This window comes from Pedobacter sp. BG31, assembly GCF_042464845.1.
In the GTDB taxonomy this organism is placed as follows: domain Bacteria; phylum Bacteroidota; class Bacteroidia; order Sphingobacteriales; family Sphingobacteriaceae; genus Pedobacter; species Pedobacter suwonensis.
Map to the genome: position 1 here is coordinate 24440 of NZ_JBHNZK010000016.1, position 23342 is coordinate 47781.

16 protein-coding genes, 1 tRNA gene and 1 pseudogene are annotated in these 23342 nt (G+C 37.7%); 11 read left to right on the forward strand and 7 right to left on the reverse strand.

Annotated elements, in window-relative coordinates; all coding sequences use genetic code 11:
• The first annotated feature begins 162 nt into the window (after nucleotides 1-162).
• From ACFE6N_RS17655 to feoB, 9 genes are all read left to right on the forward strand, one after another.
• Nucleotides 163-2091 carry an AHH domain-containing protein gene (locus ACFE6N_RS17655; RefSeq protein ID WP_378938580.1) on the forward strand — a complete coding sequence of 643 codons (1929 nt, stop codon included), beginning with the start codon at nucleotides 163-165 and terminating at the stop codon, nucleotides 2089-2091.
• A complete protein-coding gene (locus tag ACFE6N_RS17660) occupies nucleotides 2092-2808 on the forward strand; it encodes an imm11 family protein (RefSeq protein WP_378938582.1) in 717 nt (238 codons plus the stop codon).
• A 444-nt stretch (nucleotides 2809-3252) separates the two neighbouring features.
• Nucleotides 3253-3717 (forward strand): hypothetical protein, encoded by a 465-nt coding sequence (locus tag ACFE6N_RS17665; RefSeq protein ID WP_378938584.1) that lies wholly within the window; start codon nucleotides 3253-3255, stop codon nucleotides 3715-3717.
• Nucleotides 3718-5810: 2093 nt separating this feature from the next.
• Nucleotides 5811-6191 carry a glycine cleavage system protein GcvH gene (gcvH, locus tag ACFE6N_RS17670; RefSeq protein WP_090982942.1) on the forward strand — a complete coding sequence of 127 codons (381 nt, stop codon included), beginning with the start codon at nucleotides 5811-5813 and terminating at the stop codon, nucleotides 6189-6191.
• 11 nt (nucleotides 6192-6202) lie between these two features.
• A complete protein-coding gene (locus ACFE6N_RS17675) occupies nucleotides 6203-6604 on the forward strand; it encodes a VanZ family protein (protein WP_090982944.1) in 402 nt (133 codons plus the stop codon).
• A 258-nt stretch (nucleotides 6605-6862) separates the two neighbouring features.
• Nucleotides 6863-9667 (forward strand): outer membrane beta-barrel protein, encoded by a 2805-nt coding sequence (locus tag ACFE6N_RS17680; protein WP_378938586.1) that lies wholly within the window; start codon nucleotides 6863-6865, stop codon nucleotides 9665-9667.
• Between the two features lie 220 nt (nucleotides 9668-9887).
• Nucleotides 9888-12653, forward strand: a complete 2766-nt coding sequence (locus tag ACFE6N_RS17685; protein WP_378938588.1) for an outer membrane beta-barrel protein — start codon at nucleotides 9888-9890, stop codon at nucleotides 12651-12653.
• Nucleotides 12654-12750: 97 nt separating this feature from the next.
• Complete coding sequence (locus tag ACFE6N_RS17690) at nucleotides 12751-12966, forward strand: FeoA family protein (RefSeq protein ID WP_055913318.1); 216 nt, start codon at nucleotides 12751-12753, stop codon at nucleotides 12964-12966.
• 11 nt (nucleotides 12967-12977) lie between these two features.
• Nucleotides 12978-15086: a ferrous iron transport protein B gene (gene feoB / locus ACFE6N_RS17695; protein WP_378938590.1), complete on the forward strand. Its 2109-nt coding sequence runs from the start codon at nucleotides 12978-12980 to the stop codon at nucleotides 15084-15086.
• 614 nt (nucleotides 15087-15700) lie between these two features.
• Here the strand turns inward: feoB and ACFE6N_RS17700 are convergent.
• On the reverse strand, nucleotides 15701-16177 hold the full coding sequence (locus tag ACFE6N_RS17700; protein ID WP_025145395.1) for an Lrp/AsnC ligand binding domain-containing protein: 477 nt from the start codon (nucleotides 16175-16177) through the stop codon (nucleotides 15701-15703).
• A 347-nt stretch (nucleotides 16178-16524) separates the two neighbouring features.
• On the opposite strand from ACFE6N_RS17700, the gene ACFE6N_RS17705 reads away from it, so the two are divergent.
• Both ACFE6N_RS17705 and ACFE6N_RS17710 read left to right on the forward strand, forming a co-directional pair.
• Nucleotides 16525-16669: transfer RNA gene (locus tag ACFE6N_RS17705), tRNA-Asp, on the forward strand.
• 136 nt (nucleotides 16670-16805) lie between these two features.
• The gene (locus tag ACFE6N_RS17710; protein ID WP_378938593.1) at nucleotides 16806-17834 is read left to right on the forward strand and encodes a LacI family DNA-binding transcriptional regulator; all 1029 of its coding nucleotides are present in this window, start codon (nucleotides 16806-16808) and stop codon (nucleotides 17832-17834) included.
• A 56-nt stretch (nucleotides 17835-17890) separates the two neighbouring features.
• Here ACFE6N_RS17710 and frr read toward each other — a convergent pair whose 3' ends face one another.
• From frr to rpsB, 6 genes and pseudogenes are all read right to left on the reverse strand, one after another.
• A complete protein-coding gene (gene frr, locus ACFE6N_RS17715; RefSeq protein WP_090982952.1) occupies nucleotides 17891-18454 on the reverse strand; it encodes a ribosome recycling factor in 564 nt (187 codons plus the stop codon).
• A 38-nt stretch (nucleotides 18455-18492) separates the two neighbouring features.
• Nucleotides 18493-19197, reverse strand: a complete 705-nt coding sequence (gene pyrH, locus ACFE6N_RS17720) for a UMP kinase (protein ID WP_090982955.1) — start codon at nucleotides 19195-19197, stop codon at nucleotides 18493-18495.
• A gap of 123 nt (nucleotides 19198-19320) precedes the next feature.
• A pseudogene (locus ACFE6N_RS17725) lies at nucleotides 19321-20283 on the reverse strand (MBL fold metallo-hydrolase).
• 10 nt (nucleotides 20284-20293) lie between these two features.
• Nucleotides 20294-21385, reverse strand: a complete 1092-nt coding sequence (gene nagA / locus ACFE6N_RS17730; protein ID WP_378938595.1) for an N-acetylglucosamine-6-phosphate deacetylase — start codon at nucleotides 21383-21385, stop codon at nucleotides 20294-20296.
• Between the two features lie 145 nt (nucleotides 21386-21530).
• Nucleotides 21531-22376: a translation elongation factor Ts gene (gene tsf / locus ACFE6N_RS17735; RefSeq protein ID WP_293743265.1), complete on the reverse strand. Its 846-nt coding sequence runs from the start codon at nucleotides 22374-22376 to the stop codon at nucleotides 21531-21533.
• Between the two features lie 129 nt (nucleotides 22377-22505).
• Entirely contained in the window at nucleotides 22506-23339 is an 834-nt protein-coding gene (gene rpsB / locus ACFE6N_RS17740) for a 30S ribosomal protein S2 (protein WP_090982964.1), read from the reverse strand.
• Nucleotides 23340-23342: the final 3 nt, after the last annotated feature.

A 23342-nucleotide genomic window follows, 5' to 3' on the forward strand; every position in this document is an offset into this window, starting at 1 on the left:
CATCTGATATCATAAAATTAAACATTCCTGAATAAACTTAGTGTATAGAATCAGTTCCTATGTTTTATAATTTTAAACCTACTCATTTGTGAGTAATATGGTATTGTTTTCCGGTTAATTTATCTATAAACTATACATTTATAGTATCTGAAAATTAACGTTATGAAAAAATTATTGCTAAGGCGGATAAAATTATTCGCTTTATTACTATTCACCATTGTATTTCTGTGCCCTTCTTGCAAAAAAGATGAATTAACAGCACAAAAGTTGCCTCAACCTGAACATGTAGTTCAAAAAATTAACTTCGAAAAATTCAGCAGTCAGGTCAATTTTAACTCGTTAGGCTTCTTGAAGCCAAATTTCGTGAATTTTGATAGAAAGAAAAAATTAATGTCTATTGGAGAGGTTTCCCTGACTACAAAATTAGAGGTTTACACAGATACAATCGACAAAATAACTTCAGCAACCGGAACAAGCTATATTTTTAGAATGCCTTTATCCAGTCCGCATGCTGTATCGTTCAGAAATTTTACAATAGAGGTACAAGGTGGTAAAACCAAAGCTTTTATTGCTACCTATTTCCCTACCGAAAAATGGATAAGCGCCTATAAAACTAGGAAATCAATTCCATTTGATGGAACTATTTCATTTGCGCCTGTCAATTTGGAAGAGCTGAACATAATTGAAAGTTTAGGTACCATAAAAGGCAATCCACGTGAGAAATTAATGGGAATTGGCGGAAAGACAATGGATTATTCGATGTGTACAGATTATACAATTTATATGTATACGCCTTACGGATGCTCTCAAGGCGGGCACATGCCATGGGACCCTGATTGCCCCTGGAACGGAGGCACAACTCCCAGCGGAGAGTATCCGGGCGGTTACTCCTTCTCTTCTACTACCTATACAACTTGTGAAACCATTACAACGGGTGGCAGTAACGGTGGGTCGAGTAGTGGAGGTGGCACGGGCGGCGGTACCACTCCAAATCCACCTCCGGGATATAATCCATGTCCTGAAATCCCAGATCCCAATATTCTGGTCAGCTACGAAAGAGGTACACGTTTAATGAGTGCCCCTTCGGTACCTTGTGACCCTGTTCCGCCGGTTACACCGCCCAGTCAACTCACTCTTAATGCGGCCCAATCTACCTTGCTATCTAACTCTTTGATAAATCAAGATAATAGTATTAGAGATTTCATTACTAATAATACTGTGTTAAGTATTGAGCTTGATGCTTTGCTAAAGGAAGAGGATTACTCTTATGAATCTCAGATTGCAGCTGCGATGATGATTAAAGGCACGATAGCAAATCAAGTTAATTGGCCAAATTCTCAAACACTTTATGCTAATGTTTCATCTGTAATGCCAGGAGTGTACCCTGATTTTGGGTTATACTTTTCTACCTATTTTTCAACTGAATGTGCAATTATTAAATTTCAACATCCGGACTGGCCTAGATGGAAAGTTTTTTGGCATGCCAGTAAAGAAATGATTCATTTAACATTAGACGGAGCAGGCTTAATTCCAGTCTATGGCGAGGTAGCCGATGTCGCTAATGGAGTAATGTATTTAGTAGAGGGAAATGGAACTAATGCTACATTGAGTTTCGTCGCTGTAATTCCAATTGCAGGCTGGTGGGCTACTGGCGCTAAATATGCGAAAAAGACACTTAATTTGGCTAATGGTTCTAAAACTACATTAAAATGGGTAGTAGTTGCTGGGGAGACAATTCATTTTGGAAACAGAAGTCAACTCAGAAAGGTCTTGCAACTAGCCAAAGGGGATGCTAGACAAGCTCATCATATTATTCCTTGGGCTAAATCTACAAATTGGGCTATCCAAAAAGCTGCTAAATCAAAACATTTTTTTCATATGAACGACATTTTGAATGGAATTCCTCTTAACAACCTAGCGCACAGCGGGAGCCATAACCTATATGATAATCGGGTTGTTGAGCTACTCGAAGATATTCCAAAAAATCTTACCCCTGAACAAACTTATGATGAAGTTCTCGCAATAATTAGCCATATTAGAAATGCAATTAATAATTACCCAAATGTTCCACTTAATCAATTAATTTTTTAAATGTTCTATAAAATACAACACAGTTTAAACAATAAAATTGTTGGTAATTATTGTCAAATAGAAGAGGCTATTTTACCTCCTAATTGGGATTCAGACCCTAACTTTATTGACAATATTTCTTTGAAAAAAATAGATTTCGAACCAAAAATGCCTATTGGGATACTACACAAAAAAGCAAAATTGACAGCTTTGCTAAGCGCTGTTCCTGCAGGATTCTCCCAAAAGCTTTTAGTTAGCAAGGAGTTGAAAAATATATTGAATGAATTTGATGAAGATGTTTTTCAATTTTTTTCGTGTAAAATTGAAGCTAATAACCTAAGTTATGAATATTGGTTATCAGTTCCACTAAGTACTAGTTTTGAACTTGTTGATTTTAAGCAATCTGAAGTGACAACAAGAAAAAGAAACCCCGAAGGTGGATTTTACTTTGAGCGTGTAAATATTTCAACCTTGGCAGAGTTTAATGATTATTTAGCCAGTCAAAGCGATTTGGAAAGATGGAAAACGATTATTAATCGTGTAAACATCTCTGAAAGTGCATCAAAGGACATTTTTGTACTAACACATGTTGAAGGAGGGCTAGGATATTATGTCTCCGAAAGAGTTAAGCAAGCTTTGCTGGTAAATGGAATTACAGGTATCGAATTTAAACCAATTAATTTTACTTCAAATGAATGGCTCCATGAACATAGAAGTGCAATTTATGGAAAAGCTTAGTTGCCGTTATTTTTGAAATGGGTTAATATTCCACTTGATCAACTAATATTCTGATGTTTTATAAGATAGAAGTAAGTACAAACAATAAAATCATTGGCCAATATCCTCAGATACAGGATGCAGAGCTCCCTTTAGGTTGGGAAATAATTTAAGTTTGGCTGAAAACATAAGGTTTGAGAAGGTTGATTTTAAACCCATTGTTCCAAAAGGTATTTTGAGTAAAAGGGCAAAATTAACTGATCTGCTTAGTACGGTGCCACCAGGTTTTACGCCAAAACTATTGTTAGTGATTTATTCAAAACTATTTTAGAAGAATTCGGTAAAGTGCTTTTCCAGTATTTTCCAAGAAAACGGTAGAAGATCAAAAATTAACAGGTATCGAATTCCTGCCAAGCAACTTAAGGCCTGTAGAGTGGTTACAATGTGGTATAAGAGAAAAAATTTATGGCAAAGCATAATAAAGAAATTAACCCCATAAAAAGCTGGATTGATAGTGATCATATTTTGGCCTCTATCCTGGTTGAGATACAGGGCTTAAACAAATCAATTGAAGAACAGGCTGAAGTCGCATTTCATAGATTATGTGAGGCATACAGTTTACCAAAGATGCCAGTAGATGTTGATGAAACAGCAGATTCGGATATCGAACAAATATCTGTATATCAAGAACTTGGTTTAGTTAAATTTCTTGAACCTAACGATGACCTTAGAGGTTTAGTTTTAGTAGCGGTTTATCATGTGCTCAATCAGATCACTATAAATTTAGATGAGGTATATAAAAAGGCCGGTATTAATAAAGAAACTTTGATTTGTTACAAGGGTGAATATTCTAACGTAAAGATCTCTTTTCTAAATGATAATGAAAGCTGGTTTGCTAATGGTTGTGTTATGTGCTTGAAAGGAGCATAACAAATCTTATTTCATTCTTTAGAGACAGTATGTAGACTAATTTTGATTGATTTCTGTTGAATAATAGAATGATGTTTTATTTGACCTATATAGGGGATTTAAACTATTTCGGCATAGGAAACCCATATTCCTGAAAAGGTTTCCTATGGCTAAAGCTTTATTCTATGTTTTTTGCATATCTGGTATTCAGCCAAAATACAATGCTGGTTAATACGATAAAAACAGCCAGGATTATGGGCTTCACGATCAGCAGAACTGCCCAAAATAAGCTGAAAAAAATAATTGCAATAATAATTAGCTTACTCATAATTAGTTTTTGGTTAGGTATTGTGTATGGTTAGATTTACATAGATACGTAATTTTTCATTTAAAAGATTTGAATTCCAACAGAAAAGATATTCCTAATATGTTTGTATATATTGTGATATTTCTTAATCTGTTAGTAATCAAATAATTATTATTTTTACGATGCGATATCTTCTGTATGTATAAGTAGGCAGGATTGAAAAAAAAAACACTCATTTGCAGGATCAGATATTTTCTTATGGTTTGAATTGTTGCCACCTTATCCTCCAGTTATCAGCCAAATGCTTTTAACTGACCATATTTTTCCTGTATAGGGCTTAATATCAGCCCTAATCTGGCGATGCGGAGTTGCTGAACTGCATTTATTTTTTTTCATAAATTTGCATGTCTTTAAATAATCAGATGATGAAAAAGCAATTCACAATTGACTGGATGTTAATCTTATTATTACTTTGTGCCTTAGTGATAATTTTAGTCGATAAGGCAAGCCAGAGCAGGCAATTCCATAAAAATATTCATGCCTTTAACGGTTTCTATAACAGGTAATTTAATCGGGTTGCTTAAATAATATACCGCTTCATGCTAAATAGGATTAATACATTTTTATTATCTAAAGATGCGGTTGTTCGTTAATCATATCCATAAATATGCATTATTGCGTTACACTAAGTTTTTTACTATGTTTGCATTCTAACCAACTATTTTTTATGAGAGACCGTCCAACGGTGGACTGGCTATTGATCACTTTATTGATTTTGGCATTTATGCTAATGGTAGTCGATTTTCAGTGTCAGAAGAAACGCAATCAACTTAGGAAGAAGCAGATCATGATACTACATCGTAACTAATGGTGTAATTATTTAATGTGTTTGTTATGTCCATGAAATTTTAGTTAAGCGGGCAAACTTTCGATTGAAAGCAGTATAGTTATCCTTGAAAGATTAAAACTATACTATTGCTGCGGGTATAAGTTCTGAATGTTATCTTTTTACATGTTCTTAGCGCGAATGAAACAAGCTTACCCGAGCCCCATTCATAATTTTTTTCGTTTTGAGTTCCTAAAAACTTTTAATACAAAATAAGAGGATAATTATAGTTTAAAGAGGTCTGCTTATCTGATAATGAGGTGTTGGAACCAATTAATTGACCGCTTCGGAAATGTCTACAATTTAATAAACGTGTAGATTGTGATCGTAAAATGAAAAGATGAGGAAACCATTTGATAAAACATTTCGTATGTGAATATTATTAACCAAATGTTTATGAGCAAATTTGACATAATCGGATCCATATTTACGCTATTATTTATTATATCATTACTGGTGTGGATAATGACTTTGGATTAAGGTACTATATGAGGAGCATATGATTTTGAACTATTCATTATCAATTATTGATGGGTTGAATCGAATATCATAATTTAAGGTTGACTGGTTATAGTAGCAGCCACCATCATGCCATATACCTGAAGTTTAATTGTTTCTATTTATTCACTGCAATTGCTGCTGTAGTATAGAATCACAAGCCGGCGTTTTAATACCCGCGCATAACATCGTCGAAACAGCAGCCTAGCAAAATAGATGTTTGTTCAATTGATAAATGTTGCAATATATTAGCGTATCGCTGATAAATTAATATCTAAGTTAATGGATTAGGCATTGCGATATGTGAAAGTAAATTGTATTTTTGGGGTGTAAATGTCAGGAAGCTTTAAAATCTTTGCAGCTATGTTTGCAAGCCCTGACAGAGCAACAACTTAGATAACTTATTTTCAAAATATAAAAATAATGAATTTTCCATCAGAATTAAAGTACACCAAAGACCACGAGTGGGTTAGAGTTGAAGGTAATGAAGCTTATATCGGCGTAACCGATTTTGCACAACGTGAATTGGGTGATATCGTTTATGTTGATATTAACACTGTAGGTAGTGAGGTTGCTAAAGAAGAAGTTTTCGGTACCGTAGAAGCAGTTAAAACTGTATCTGATTTGTATATGCCTGTTACCGGAACGGTATTGGAAGTTAATGCTGAATTAAATGATAACCCGGAATTGGTTAATTCTGATCCTTATGGACAAGGCTGGATGGTTAAAGTATCATTGGCGGATGCAGCTGAATTAGATAGTTTATTAACAGCAGAAGCTTACCAGGAACTGGTAGGAGCTTAATTCCTGATATTTTGTACAAAGCACTAAAACAGCAAAAATGGGCCCTTCTCTGGACGCTTGTTGTTTTGGTGTTTTGTAATATGCACATTTCTGATTCAGTTGGGAAAAGCGGCTTTTTCTTTGAAGGTTTTGACAAAATGACCCATATGGGCTTCTTTTTTGTCTTATCTGTCCTGCTCTTTTTTGGTAAAATTAAATATCAGCATACCTACGCTTTCAGAACATTCACCATCTTTAAAATTTTGCTCATCAATGCCATTATCGGTGGCGGAATAGAATTGCTGCAATGGAAGGTTTTTACCTACCGCTCTGCAGAATGGTGGGATTTTGGCTGTGATATGTTAGGCGCATCAATGGCCGTTTTTAGTTATGTATTGCTCCATAAATTAAATTTCAATGAGAAGGAAAGTTAGCATTCTATGTGTAATCGTATTGGTATGTTTAAGCGGCTGTAGTATCTTTAAAAAAGACTGTAACTGCCCAAAAGTATATTACCAGAGTTATCCTTCATCTCAAAAATAACCTTCCTTCAGACCGCTTTTTCTTCTGGCCTGAATATCTCCCCTAGGCTGTATTTAAAATGTTACCAAGCTTTTAACAGACCTTAACAAACCTTTGGACTTTTCTTTAGTCTGATAGCTTAGTTTTATAATATAATACCTAACTTTTTAATGAAAAGAAACGTTCAGCGGGCAATATTCATTATGCTCCTATTTTGTGGATATCTGGCCCAGGCTCAAAATACTGGCTCAATAAGCGGTAAAGTGGTTAACGCGAAAGATAAAAAACCGGTTGACTTTGCTACCATAGCAGTTAAAAACCTGAAAGATTCGAGTGTGGTGGCTTCCGGTCAATCCAGTCCTGACGGAAGTTTTACCTTTAAAGCTATAGCGCCAGGTAAGTATAGGATTTATGCTGCATTTTTGGGTTTAAAAACAGCAACCAAGGATATAGAAGTAGCCAAAGCAGCGGTAAACGCCGGCGAAATAGCGATGAGCGATGATGGTGTTGATTTGAAAACCGTTAATGTTACCGCTACCATTCCTATTGTGGTGAAAAAGGACACCCTGGAGTTTGATGCCAAATCAATTAAAGTACGTGAAAACGCCGTGGTAGAAGATCTCCTGAAAAAGGTTCCAGGGGTGGAGGTAGCAAAAGACGGGAGTGTAAAAGCCCAGGGCGAAACCATTACCAAAGTAAAGGTTGATGGTAAAGAATTTTTTGGCAATGATCCATTACTGGCAACCAAAAACCTTCCTGCCGACATGGTAGATAAGATTCAGGTAATTGACGAACTATCTGAACAGGCCCAGTTTACCGGCATTGATGACGGAACAAGAAACAAGATTTTGAACATCACTACAAAAAATGGTATGAAACACGGTTACTTCGGTAACAGTACTGTTGGTTATGGTTCAAACGACCGTTATGATGCAAGCCTTAACGTAAACAAATTTGACGATGACAGGCAGATTAGTTTTATCGGTCAATTTAACAATGTAAACAAGCAGAATTTTGGACAGGGCGGAGGTGTAGGCAATGGTTTTGGGGGCTTCGGTGGCGGACGTGGTGGTTTTGGTGGCGGAAGTAATGGCGGCGGAAGTGGCGGAATTACCACTACAAACGCAGCTGGTTTAAACTTTGCCGATACCTATAAAGATGGTACCCAGTTTCAGGCCAGTTATTTCTTTAATAAGGCAAATTCAGAACTTATCCAGAACTCCAATACCCAGAACCTCGCCGGCGGTACCAACAACATTGATGAAGCGATAAATAATACCTCTGACAGGATTAACCACCGTTTCAATTTTATGGTCGATACCAAAATTAACCCATCTTTATCTGTTAAAATACAGCCCAACCTCGCCTATACCGAAACCGATGGTAACAATTTAAACCGCTATACCAGAATACTTGATGATGGTTCAACAATCGGTTCGCAGCGGAACACTACAACTACAGCAACACCTAGCATTGGTAACAATCTATTGATCCGCAAGAGCTTTAAACGGAGAGGCCGTACGTTATCCTTAAATGTAAATACCAGCATTAACGATAATGACGGGACGAACCTTAACTATAGAAATGACAAAATTACAAAAGGAATAGTAGCAAGAGATACCATTACCAATCAGTTAAACAATACCAGCAGTCATTCCATAAACAATACCACAAGAGTGGTTTATACTGAACCGTTAAACAAGACGTTAAGTGTGGAGGTTAATTATCAGAACGGTTATTCAAATAGCGATTCGCAAAGAGATGTATTTAATTACAATCCATTAACGCTACAATTTGACCTTGTAGATAATACATTTTCCAATATCTACAATAACCGTACTTTAACCAATGCGGCAGGTTTAAGCTTAACTACAACAGAGAAAAAATACAACTGGAATATCGGCGTAGCTGCGCAACAGACGAATAGGGTAAATACCAATTTAACAACTGGTTTAAGGCGGACCCAGAATTTTATCAATATTACACCGTCAGCACAGTTCAGGTATAATTTTAGTAACCGCAAGCGCTTATTCATCAATTACCGTGGCTCAACCAATCAGCCAACTATTGATCAGATCCAACCGATACCTGACAATACAAACGCTCAAACCATTTATTTGGGTAATCCTGAGTTAAAACCTGCGTTTAATAACCAGTTGAGAATTAACTTTAACAATTTTAATATCGAAACTGGTCGTTTTTTCTTTGCCGGTTTAAATCTTACGCAAACGTTTAACGCCATCGGAAACACGGTTGTACCTTTATCAGGAGGTGTTCAGCAGGTAAGTTATATCAATGTTGACGGCGTTTATGCAGGTAATGCCAATGCCACCTGGTCTCTGCCCTTGATGGCAGAGCGTAAGCTAACGCTGAATATTTCCGGTAACGGCTCTTATAACAGAAATGTGAATTTTATTGCAGATCAGGTGAGCAACGCGCTGGTAAAGAATGTAACCAATAGTTACACCATTTCAAACGGTTATAAATTGGTTACCAATGTAGATAAATTTGATTTAACAGGAGGTATAACCGGAAGTTATACGAACTCTACATTTTCTGCCAGGCCATCATCTAATACACAGTATTATACCATCAATCCTAGTTTTGATGTCAGTTATGTATTGCCAGCCAATATCAGGTTAGCCATTGATATCGATTACTATAGGAATTTTGGTGGCGGTGATTTGTTTAACCAGGAATACACCATTCTTAATCCTTACATCAGCCGTCAGTTTTTTAAAAATAGGGGAACATTCAAGTTTTCTATAAATGATGCACTTAACCAGAACACCGGTGTGAGCAGAACCGCTACGGGTACTTCAATTGTTGATTTAACTTCTAATGTGTTAAGACGTTATTATATGTTCTCCTTCACCTACTCGTTAACGCGCATTGGGGGTAGAAACATGAGCGGCGATATGCAGATGCCAGGTCAGCGTGGCGGTGGCGGTAGTGGAGGCCGCATGAGGATGTAACTCAACCTTAGCAACCATTGCCCGAAAATGCAATCCTGTTGATATTAGTTGGTTTTTAAATACAAATAAAAGTTCCGGTCTGATTCGGGACTTTTATATTTTAAGAGATCTGACCATATTAAATGTACAATTGACATTTTATGTATTTCAATTGTTACTCAAAACAAAATAAACCTTTATAACAGCCTGCTGTCTTTATGCTATAAGCCAAAGTAACCGAATGAAACAAATTTTTACCCTTCTACTTATTTTATCATCTTTTTATGTATACGCCCAGAAAACGGGTTCTGTTAGCGGAAGGATTATCCAATCGACAGATAAAAAACCAATTGATTATGCTTCTTTAGCGCTTAAAAATCTGGCAGACTCAAGTACGGTAGGTGCTGCAAATACCACAGAAGATGGGAAGTTTGTTTTTAAAAATTTAAAGCCGGGTAAATACAGATTATATGCAGCGTATTTGGGTTTAAAAAATGCCACTAAAGATTTTACAATTACTGCAGATCAAGCAGATATAACCCTCGCTGATATTGTTTTGGAAGGAGGGGCGATTGATCTTCAAACGGTTGATATTAAAGCCGAAATCCCACCAATTGTAGTAAAAAAGGATACGCTTGAGTTTAATGCAAGCTCGTTTAAAGTGGTGGAGAATGCTGTAGTAGAAGATCTGTTAAAGAAATTGCCAGGATTAGAGGTAGATAAAGCCGGGACAGTGAAGGCCCAGGGCGAAACCATTACCAAGGTAAGGGTTGATGGTAAAGAATTTTTTGGCAATGATCCATTGCTGGCTACTAAAAACCTTCCCGCCGATATGATTGATAAAATTCAGATTATTGATGAACTTTCAGATCAGGCACAGTTTACCGGAATTGATGATGGTTCAAGAACCAAAATCATTAATATTACCACAAAGAAGGAGAAAAAAAATGGCTATTTCGGTAATAGCACCGGTGGTTATGGTTCTGATGACCGTTACGATGTGAATGCGAATATCAACCATTTCGATCAGGATAAGCGATTGAGTGTAGTGGCTCAGTTTAACAATGTGAACAGGCAAAATTTTGGAGGTGGCCTGGGTGGCGGGGGTGGCAATGGCGGACGTAGCGGTATTACCGATACCAAAGCCGGTGGGGTCAACTTTTCGGACGTTTATGCCGATCAAACTGAAATTAATTTTAGCTATTTCATTAATAAATCTGATAACCTGATTTTAAGGAACAGTGTTACCCAAAATCTTTTGGGTAATGTAACCACAGTTTTCAACAATAGCCAAAATAATACTGCAGACCGTTTGAACCACCGTTTAAATTTTATGGTCGATACCAAACTGGATTCGCTCACTTCCTTGCGCATACAGCCGAATTTAAGCTATACCAATAATGAAAGCGTGAACAGCAGTACTTATACCCGTGATTTTGGCACCTATACTACCGATGGCGCTCAGCGGTTAACTAACCATAATACATCGCCAGCTGTCAGCAACAATATTTTATTACGCAAAAAGTTTATGCGCCGCGGCAGGACTTTATCCCTGAATCTTAATACCAATATCAACAATAACGACGCCGACAATTATAATTACAATCCTGAAACGCGCGAAAAAGATAATGTTAAAACAAAGAAGATTATTAACCAGCTTAATGATCAGGAAAGCGAATCTATTAACCAAAATACCCGGTTGGTATACACAGAGCCATTAAATAAAACATTAAGCATTGAGTTTAACTACCAGAACGGCTATAATCACAATACCTCTGAGCGCTTTACCTACGATTTTAATCCGGCTACACTAAATTATGATTTGCTGAATGATTCGTTAAGTAACGTTTATGAAAACACGATTTTAACCAATACGGCTGGTTTCAGTTTTAATAAAATGGCTAAAAAATACAACTGGAATGTGGGGATGGCCGTTCAGAATACCGATCGGAAAAACGATAACATTACCAGAGGATTTATACTAAAACAGAACGTATTTAACTATACCCCTTCTGCCATGTTTCGGTATAATTTCAGCAACAGCAAGCGATTGGTTTTTAATTACAGGGGCAGCACCAGTCAGCCCTCCATACAGCAATTGCAGCCTATTCCAAACAATACCAATACGCAAAGTATACCATTGGGAAATCCTGATTTGAAACCTGAGTTCAACAATACCTTGCGCATTGCCTATAACACATTTACGCCAGGTAAAAACAGGTCGTTATTTATAAATGTAAACCTTACCCAAACCTCGAACAAAATTGCCAATAGCAGCAGTCTGATCGAGAGTGGGGCTAACCAGGGTAAATTTGCTGTTTTGCCTGTAAACGTAAATGGCGTTTATTCAGGTTCATTATCTTCCTCATTAAGTTTACCCATCATGGCAGAAAATAAACTTAATTTCCATATCAACATTAGTGGCAACTACGGCAGGGATGTAAACTTTACCAATACGTTAAAGAACATCACCAATAGCTGGTCGATTAATAATGGTTACCGTTTAGTTTCCAACCTGGATAAACTTGATCTCACCGCAGGCGTTAACGGTTCAATAAACAGGGCTACCTATTCCGTTCAATCCGGTTCCAATACACGATATTATACTTTTAGCCCCAATATTAGTGTAAGCTATTTGTTTCCAGGTGATATCCGATGGTCAGTTGATGCAGACTATAACCAAAATACAGGCAGGGGAGAGGGTTTTGATACCCGCTTTACTTTAGTAAATTCTTACATAAGCAAGCAGTTTTTCAAAAACAGGGGTACTTTTAAAGCAGCAGTAAATGATTTGCTAAATGAAAATCAAGGCGTAAGCCGCACAGCCAATAATAATACCATACGTGATGAGAGCTACAATGTATTGCAGCGTTATTTCATGTTTTCATTTACCTATTCCTTAAATCGCATGGGAGGAAAAAACATGATTAGGGCAGGCGGAGATGGTGGTAGAGGCCGTGGTGGCAATGGTGGAGGTGGCTTTGGAGGAGGAAGGCAGCGGGATTAAATCATTTTACGGTAAAGCTGTATAATTTATCGTCCCCACCGCATTATCTTATTTGGAATAAATCTAAAGAAAGGCTAACTTGCGACAAATTTAGCACATGAAACTGTCGCACCTAAAAGTTGGAGAAAAGGGAACAATTGTAGCCTTTACAGATTTGGATATGTCTGTAAAGTTAATGGAGATGGGCTGCTTACCGGGTGAGGTAGTAGAGGTGGAACGTTTTGCTCCTCTGGGCGATCCTATGGCGATCCGTGTGGCTGGTTATCAGCTTTGTTTGCGTAAAAGTGAAGCTGATGTTATTATTATTCAATAAAAAAGCTGGGTTTGGATATTAAAGTCGCATTAGTTGGTAATCCCAATACAGGTAAATCTACTTTATTTAATCGTTTAACAGGGTTAAATCAAAAAATTGGAAACTTTCCGGGCATCACCGTTGATAAGAAAACGGGTTTTACAAAACTCGATAACGGCAAAGAAGCTGAGGTTATTGATTTACCGGGAACATATAGCTTATATCCGAAGAGTACTGATGAAAGTATCGTTTTTCAGGTACTTGCCGATAAAAAAAACAATAGTCATCCTGATGTGATTGTGCTTATTGCCGATGCTTCGAATTTAAAGCGTAATATGCTTTTATATTCCCAAGTGGCAGATTTGGGTATCCCAATCATTTTGGCGCTTAACATGATCGATCTTTCCGCCAGGCAGGGAATTGAAATCAATCTGGATAAACTATCCGAAAAATTGGGTATCCAGGTAGTTTCCATTTCGGCAAGAAATAATATCGGGATTGACAGGCTAAAACAGGCTATTGCCAATACCAATAAAATTGCCACGCAGTATCAGGATATCGATGTGAACTTCCTTGCTCCGGAGGCAATTAATGCCATAAAGACGAAGCTGAATTCAGACAATGATTATTATGCACTGCAGGTGTTACATCAGCATGAACATTTAACCTTCTTCACCGAAAAAGAGCAGGAAGAAATTGAACATATTGAACAGTCTCACCATTTTGAATCTTCTAAAATTCAGGCTGCAGAAACCATTGCCAGATATAAATATCTCGGCACTATTTTATCTGATGTGGTTATTGATAAAGGCACCGAAAAGAAATTTTCTTTTAGTGATAAACTAGACGCTGTTTTAACCCATAAAGTCTGGGGATTTGCCATTTTTATGCTTATCCTTTTTGTAATTTTCAATGCAATATTTGCCTGGTCATCTTATCCGATGGAGTGGATCGAAACTGGTTTTGGTTTTATAACCAGCATAGGGCATGAATATTTGCCGGCAGGCATGCTTACCGATTTGTTGCTGGATGGTGTAATTGCAGGTTTGGGTGGCATTTTTGTTTTCATTCCACAAATTGCCATTCTTTTCGCATTCATATCTGTTTTGGAAGATACGGGTTATATGGCTCGTGTTACCTTTATGATGGATAAAGTTATGAGCAAGGTCGGACTCAACGGTAAATCGGTTGTACCGATGATTGGCGGTTTAGCCTGTGCTGTACCCTCTATTATGGCTGCCCGAAATATTGAAAATTGGAAAGATAGAATGATTACCATCATGGTTACGCCACTGGTAAGTTGTTCGGCAAGACTCCCGGTTTATATTTTAATCATTTCATTAATTATCCCATCTCAAACCGTTCTTGGCATTTTTAACCTGCAAGGTTTGGCGCTGATGGTTATGTATCTGGTGGGTATTATTGCTGCGGTATTGGTAGCATGGGTAATGAAATTTATCATTAAAACGAAAGAAAGGTCTTATTTTATTATGGAGCTGCCGGTTTACCGTATGCCAAGATGGAAAAACGTGTTTTACACCATGTATGAAAAATCAAAAACTTTTGTGTTCGAGGCCGGTAAGGTAATTATCGCCATTTCCATCATCCTTTGGGTAATGGCTTCTTTCGGACCGGGCAACCGCTTTGAAAACATTGATAAAAAATACGAATTGGCCCTGGCTGATACGACAAAAAATACCGATCACATTAAAACCCTGGTGGCAACCGAAAAATTAGAAAACTCCTATGTAGGCATTCTTGGGCATTGGATAGAGCCTGTTATCCGTCCGTTAGGTTATGACTGGAAAATTGGCATAGGTTTAATTACTTCGTTTGCCGCCCGTGAAGCGTTTGTTGGTACAATGGCTACCATTTATAGCGTTGATGGTGGTGATGAAGATACCTCAACGATAAGGGAGCGTATGTCTGCCTCGGTTAACAGCCGTACGGGCTTGCCAATTTATACTTTTGCCACTGGTATCTCGCTGATGCTTTTTTATGCTTTTGCCATGCAGTGCATGAGCACAGTTGCTATTGTTTACCGCGAAACCAAGGGTTGGAAGTGGCCGGTAATCCAGCTGGCTTATATGACGGCGATGGCATATATTGCTGCCCTGGTTGCTTACCAGTTGCTGAAATAAATAAGTCCGTGCTTTCGAGCGATGATTTGTTGTGTATAAAACTTAATGTAGATAATAGGAGAATTGATCGTTACAGATCTCCTGAATAAATTGTCAATATAAGAAGGCTTTTCAGTCGACGTAGCAAGCTTTATAGTAAGGTTCGTTTGCTGGGGAAAGATTGCTTCGTCGTTCCTTCTCTCAATGACGATATTTTTTAGTGATCTGTTTTTGATAGAGCGCAGTCAAAGGGCATTATCAAAAAAATATGACCATTATTCGGATTTGGAGAGCAGGCGCTGTGCAATTATTAAATTTTTTTCCCGCTTTTCGTTTTTTCCCGATGAAAAAATCGGGATGTTCACTCCAATCGGGTCCAGGCAGTCCGTTAAGTAGTGCTATTTTGGGTTTGGGGCCTATTTGCAATAATCTTTGTTCCTAAACCCGGTAGTAGCGGCAGCTCCCGATTTTTTCATCGGGACTATAGCGGATAACGGGACTGCCGTTTCCGAAGCCATACTGAGCGTTAATTTCCAATAAGCATCAGGAAAACCCAAAGCATTACTACCATTTAAGATAGATAAGGTCTAAAGTATGTTGTCCTTAATGAAACCTTTTTACTTTAGTCTATCCGCTTACCCCAATTCGATCTGCCGCTTAATACTTTCTTCCAATGATATTAAAGTTTCTGTACGTTGTATGCCGTTTACCGCCTGTATTTCTTCATTTAAAACGTGGCGCAAGTGATTGGTGTCTCTGCAGATAATTTTGGCGAACATACTGTATGCTCCGGTAGTGTAATGTAGTTCTACCACCTCCTTAATTTTGCTCAGCTGTGCAACTGCATCTTTATACTGGATTCCTTTTTCGAGATAAATACCCAGAAATGCACAAATATCATATCCTGCCTTTTGCGGATCAATAATGAGATGGGAACCTTTTATAATGCCCATTTCTTGCAGTTTCTTCATCCTAACATGGATCGTTCCGCCGGAAACGATAAGATCTTTGGCAATTTCTGTATACGGTTTAGTGGCATCCTGCATCAATTGCTTCAATATATCGATATCGAGGTTGTCAATTTCTAAATTGGAATTATCTTTTTTGAGCATATTTTTGAATTATGATAAACGAAATTACAAATATTTATTAATATTATAAAAATAAAATTAAAAGTTTAAAATATTTGCAAGGTATTGGTTGTTCCTTTACATTTGTATCAAGCAATTAACAAAAAGGAAACGTTCTTTCAAAATTGTTAAACATAATGTAGGGTGGTGAAACAGGCAGACACACCTCCTTGTCTCGGTGGCGGAGAATAATGGGAATATACCAGTTTTGGTACTAACCACTCCTTGAAGGTTCGATTCCTTCCCCTACAGCTGTTTCAGTTTGCAGTAGCCAGTATACAGTTAACAATCACTGAGAATTGAAAACTGCTTACTGATAACTTTTGAAATGTTGGGTGGTGAAATTGGCAGACACGCCTCCTTGTCTCGGTGGTGGGGAATAATGGGACAAACGCAGTTTATTGGGTTGACCACAAATTAATTTTTTGAACTGTAGCTAACTACCCCTTGAAGGTTCGACTCCTTCCCCAACAGCATTTTTTATGAATAATAAGTTAGTTAATCGAGCAATCCTGGATAGGTTGCTCTTTTTTATTTTTAGGCCATTTCATCATATCATTCTATATTTATATGATATATTGTTATATTAACAATTAAATTTATTCGCTTAATGCCTGTGATAAAGAAACGCATTTCAATTAAAGACATTGCTAAACAGTTAAATATCTCCATCACCACTGTTTCTTTTGTGATTAATGGGAAAGCACGGGAAAAAAACATCAGTGAATCACTTACTAAAAAGGTTTTAGACCTGGTGGCCGAACTAAATTATCATCCCAATGCCCTCGCAACAAGTTTAAGAACAGGCAAAACGAAAATTATAGGTTTCCTGGTTGATGATATTTCTGAGCCTTTTTTTGCCGGGATAGCACGCAGGATTGATGAAATTGCTTCGAGCCTGGGATATAAAATCTTATTTAGCAGTACGAGAAACGATACTGAAAAAGCAATTGAACTGCTCCATATTTTTAAAGACAGGCATGTTGACGGCTACATTATGGCTTTACCTGAAGGGTTGGAAGAAGAGGTGAAAAAACTGATCCAGACAGATGCTCCGGTAGTGCTGTTTGATCGGTATGTACAGGATGTTAAAACCGATTACGTCATTATTGATAACCAGAACAGCACCTACAATGCCATTGAACACCTTATTAAAAACGACTATAAAAATATCGGTTTTGTAACCATTGATACCGTTCAGCAACAGATGGTTGATCGTTTGGCTGGTTACGAAAAGGCTGTCGAGAAATACAACCTGCCTGCAATTGTTAAGAAGATCAATTATGTAAACTCTGCTGAATCGATTAAGGAAATGATCGATTTTTTTAAGGCCGAGAAGCAACTTGATGCCGTGTTATTTGCCGCTAACTATATTTGCCTGGATGGTTTGAGAACGTTTAGGAAACTAGGTATTCAGATTCATCAGGACATTGCTGTTGTTTCCTTTGATGATTTTGAAATTTTGGAATTTTGTGAACCCCCGGTTACAGCGATCGCTCAACCTCTTGAAGCCATTGCAGAAAACGTAATGAAGATTCTATTGAAAAAACTTAAAAAGGGCAGTAAGTCTTCCGAAAAGATAGCGCAGGTTTCATTGCCCACCATATTAAATGTTAGGGGTTCCAGCGCTAAAAAATAGGGGCACAAAAAAGGGAATAGTTTAAGTCTATTCCCAATTCTTTATTTTTGTAAAGATTAAACGGTCATTACATCTTTTTCTTTAGCTTCGGCATGTTTATCAACTTTGATGATGTAGGCATCAGTTAATTTTTGTACCTCTCCCTCTCCTGTTTTAATTTCGTCATCAGATACGCCTTCACCCTTTAATTTCTGAATTTTGGTATTGGCATCTTTGCGGATATTGCGAACGGTAATACGACCTCTTTCGGCTTCTTCTTTCACCTTTTTTACCAATTCTTTTCTGCGCTCTTCAGTTAACGGTGGAACAACCAGGCGGATCACGATACCATCATTTTGCGGGTTGATGCCAATGTTGGCTACCTGGATAGCTTTTTCAATTGCTGTTAAAAGCGATTTTTCCCAGGGTTGGATGACGATGGTCCTGGCATCAGGCGTATTGATACTCGCTACCTGTGACAATGCTGTAGCTGCACCATAATAATCTACGAAAATACCATCCAACATTCCAGCTGATGCTTTACCAGCCCTGATTTTAGTTAATTCAGATTCACAATGATCGATAGCCCTTTCCATTGCAGATTGAGCATCCATTAATTGTAATTGTATGAGGTCGTTCATAATTGTGTCTATTTCTACGAAAATAATATTTTTATATCTTATTTAACCAGAGTTCCGATCGGTTCGCCACTAGCGATTTTCATAAAATTGCCATGTTTGTTCATATCAAACACAATAATTGGCAATTGGTTTTCTTCGCAAAGGGTGAAAGCTGTCATATCCATAACATTAAGGCCTTTATTGTAAACTTCTCTAAAAGAAATTTCTTCGTATTTAGTAGCCAATGGATCTTTTTCAGGATCTGCAGTATAAATACCGTCTACACGTGTTCCTTTTAGCACAACATCGGCTTTGATTTCTATAGCACGTAAAGCCGCAGCAGAATCTGTTGTAAAGTATGGGTTGCCGGTTCCTGCACCAAAAATAACCACACGGCCTTTCTCTAAATGCCGAACAGCTCTTCTGCGGATAAATGGTTCGCAAATCTGCTCCATTTTAATGGCAGTAAGTAAACGTGTCTTGATACCAACTTTCTCTAAAGCATCTTGCAAGGCCATAGAGTTGATTACTGTAGCCAACATACCCATATAATCTGCCTGTGCCCTGTCCATCCCACTTTTTTCGGCGCTCAGGCCTCGAAAAATATTTCCTCCTCCAATAACGATTGCGATTTCTAAGCCTTTATCGTGTACAGCCTTGATATCTTCAGCATATTGTTTAACGCGTTCATTATCAATTCCATATTGTTTTGTGCCCATTAGTGATTCTCCACTAAGCTTAAGTAGGATGCGTTTATATTTCATGGCCCCAAAAATATTAACATTTTTTTAATACCTGGCTATGGTTTTTAATAATTGATGTAAATATTTAAATAGAAATATTGATTTTAAAAGAAAAGGGCAATACCTTGAAATAGTGCCCCTGTTTTAATTGATTTTTAAGCGCCTCCCTTGTTCGGGGAAGATTAATTTTAAATTCTTTTTGTTGCCGGAAATCAATTGTTGCTTTACTTTTTCTGCTGTTTGCAGAGGGGGTTTGATATGCGTGATAACAAAAGAAACTTTTCTAAATACTTTTTCATTGGTTAAAGCTTCAAGTCTGGATAGTTCAGCAAAGAAAAGTTCAGGCGTAAGGTGTCCGAATAATTGTTTGTCGGGCTGTTCATTCGGGAAAGAAACCTCGAGGAATATAGCTTTTAACTGTCCGGAATTGACCAGTGGTGCTACTGCCTGCCACAATTTAAAGAGTTTATCCGATTGCTAAATTTTGTCGGCACCGGTGTCTCCCAGATAAAGTACATAACTATCATCGTGGCTGATGAGAAAAGCAGTACTTTTATAAGGATTACCATGGCTCAGTTCAAAAGCTTTTACTTTCATTTCTGTACCTTCCAGCAGATAGCTATTGCCTTCCATCAGGGGGAAATAAGTATACTTTTTTAACTGTGGTTTTTCGCCTTCGTTGGCAAAGTTGGCCCAGGCATCCCATGTAAAATATTTATCACTTAAAATGCCAAGCACGGAAGGAATTCCATAAATCTTTTTTGCAGTATCAGCAGGTGAGTTGATTATTAAACCTGCCACATGGTCTAAATGCGCATGCGAAATCAAATACCCTTTAATCAGTTTACGCTGAATTTCTTCGCTGGTGCCGTTAAGCGCCCTACGATTAATTGCCTTTTGAATACCTGAATTGATGGTGCCTGCATCAAGGCAGACATAGTTGTTGCTGCCTTCTGGCGCAATCATATAGCAGGATAAATTGCTCTCATCATCGCCACCCTTTACGCCAAGCGGTATTATGGAAAAAGCGGTATTTGCTTGTTGCCCCCAGGAATTAACGGCGCAAATTGACAAGAATAACAATGTCGCGGCTATTTTTTTGACCATATTGAATGCTTTATACCGTTTTACCCTGAAATATTACCTCTTTTAAATTAAAATGATCATCAATGAGTAACAGGTTTGCCTGTTGCCCAATACTTATACATGAGGTGAGTTTGTCAAGGCCAATTAATTTCGCAGGATACCGGGTTCCCATTTTTACTGCCTCATTTAAACTGATATCGCAATGGGATACACAATTTTTAACGGCTTCTAACATGGTTAGCGACGAACCCGATAGTGTGCCATCGGGCATCACAAATTTGTTCCCTTTTTCGACGTGTTGATATGGTCCGGTAGAACAGGCTGTAACGGCGTCGGTGATAAGAAACAAACGTTCTTTTAATATTTTCTGCGCAAATTTAATCACTTCGAAATCTACGTGTTGTCCATCAGCTATAATACTGGCCATAGCCTTATCATGACTGAACACTGCTGTTGGTATGCCGGGTTCGCGATGATGGATGGGACTCATGGCATTAAACAGGTGGGTTGTGCTTTGGATGCCTTTATTATAAGCGGCTGTAGCTTCTTCAAAAGTCGCATTACTATGACCAAGCGAAACCACCACTTCATGATCAAGCAGGCATTGAATTACCTCATCCTCCTGCAGTTCTGGTGCAATGGTCATCATTTTAATCACACCATCCCCAAAATCGATTAATTTTTTAATCTCATCAAGCGAGGCCTTCCTGACAAACGCAGGTACATGTGCACCTAAACGTTTTGGATTCAAAAATGGTCCTTCCAGATGTAACCCTAAGCAATTTTTTGCTGTTGATCGATGTGCTTTGGCTGCTTTGATGCACTCATTAAAAACTTCCTGAGAATTTGTTGCCATACAGGCTAAGAAACCGGTTGTGCCTTTCTTTAGCAGGTCATCTTCCATTATGGTTAATGATTCGACAGTTGGATCGGCAGAGAATAACCTATCTCCTGCACCATAAATCTGTAAGTCAATAAACCCAGGCACAGCCAGCGAAGATCCTTTTTTTTCATTGCTGCTTTCGCTAAGGCCTGAAATGATCGTGCCATCAATTACGATGTCCTGGTTTTCTATTAAAATGTCGTCCTGAAAATAAGAGGTATTGGATATTACTTTAAGCATATTGAAATGTTTAAGTAGGTTAAGCTTATAGATTCAAAGTTAAATATTGTAGCTATATTGAGGTACTTTAATTCAAGGTTTGGAATTGCAATGCATAAAAAAAGCCTCAATTTCTTGAGGCTTCTAAATATATTTTTATAAATGCTTATGCACCTAATTGTACGCGTTTGAAAGCAGATACGGTTAAACCTTTAGCAGTGTTATCTAAAAATTTACGCACATCCATAGAGCTATCTTTAACAAACTCCTGGTTTAATAAAGTGCTGTCTTTGTAGAATTTGTTCAATTTACCGGCAGCAATTTTTTCTACCATTTCTTCTGGTTTGCCTTCCTGACGGATAACATCTTTCGCAATCTCGATTTCGCGTTCGATAGTAGCCGGATCAACACCGTCCTTGTCAACAGCAACTGGATTCATTGCAGCAATTTGCATCGCAACATCTTTACCAGCTTCAGTAATATCTGCGCCATTAGCACCTTCAAATACTACTAAAACACCCATTTTACCGTTCGAGTGGATATAAGAAACGATTTTTTCGCCAGAGATATTTGCATATTCCTGAATAACAATTTTCTCTCCGATTTTACCGGTTAATTCAGTAATGGTTTCAGCAACTGTACGTCCATCTTCCAAAGTAATTGCTGATAATTCTTCAGTAGTAGCAGGATTGTTTGCAACTGCGGCAGCTAAAACAGCCTGAGCTAAATTACGGAAATCTTCAACTTTAGAAACTGGTTCAGTTTCACAAGCCAAAGCAACTAATTTACCATTAGTACCATCTGCTGAAACAGCAATTGACACCAAGCCTTCAGAAGTAGCATTACCAGAACGGGCAGCAGATACTTTTTGACCTTTTTTACGTAATAAATCAACAGCAGCTTCGAAATCGCCATTAGCTTCTAATAAAGCTTTTTTGCAATCCATCATACCAGCACCAGTTTGTTGGCGTAGTTTATTTACATCTGCGGCAGTAATTTGTACTGTAGACATTTTATTTCCTCTTTTAAATTTTACAATCTTGTTATAACAATTACAGGTTACAAGTTACAAGCGCCAAGTTAAACTCATTTTAAGCCAACTTAAAACCTGAAACCAGTAACCTGCAATTAAAAAATATTACTATTCTTCTGTTTTAGTTTCTTCTGATGCTGACGCTTCAACTTCTGCCTCAGCAGCTTTTTTACGTCTAGGCTCTTTTGATTCAGGAGCATCAGCTGCTGCTTTAGCGGCTACTGCTTCTTTTTCTGCCTCATCATCTTTTTCGCGTTTACGCTCTTCCAAACCTTCTTCAATCGCTTTAATGATTACATCAGTAATTAAAGAGATAGATTTTGTAGCATCATCATTCGCAGGGATTGGGAAATCGATGTTAGAAGGGTCAGAGTTAGTATCAACCATCGCAAAAGTAGGGATGTTTAATTTTAACGCTTCAGTTACCGCGATGTGTTCTTTCTTAACGTCGATTAAGAATAAAGCCGCAGGTAAACGGTTTAAATCAGCAATACCACCTAAAAGTGATTCTAATTTAATACGCTCACGTTGAATCATTAAACGCTCTTTCTTAGATAAGATCGAATAAGTACCGTCTTTAGTCATTTTATCGATGTTAGACATCTTTTTGATTGACTTGCGAACAGTAGCAAAGTTAGTTAACATACCACCTAACCAACGCTCGGTTACGAAAGGCATGTTTACTTTTTTAGCTTGTTCAGCTACGATTCCTTTTGCTTGTTTTTTTGTTGAAACAAATAATACTTTACGACCTGATTTTACGATTTGTTTGATCGCAGCCGCAGCCTCTTCAGTTTTAGTTAAAGTTTTATTTAAATCTATAATGTGAATGCCATTACGCTCCATGAAAATGTAAGGAGCCATTTTTGGATTCCATTTACGGGTAAGGTGACCAAAGTGTACACCTGCATCCAATAAGTCTTGATAAGTTGTTCTTGCCATTGT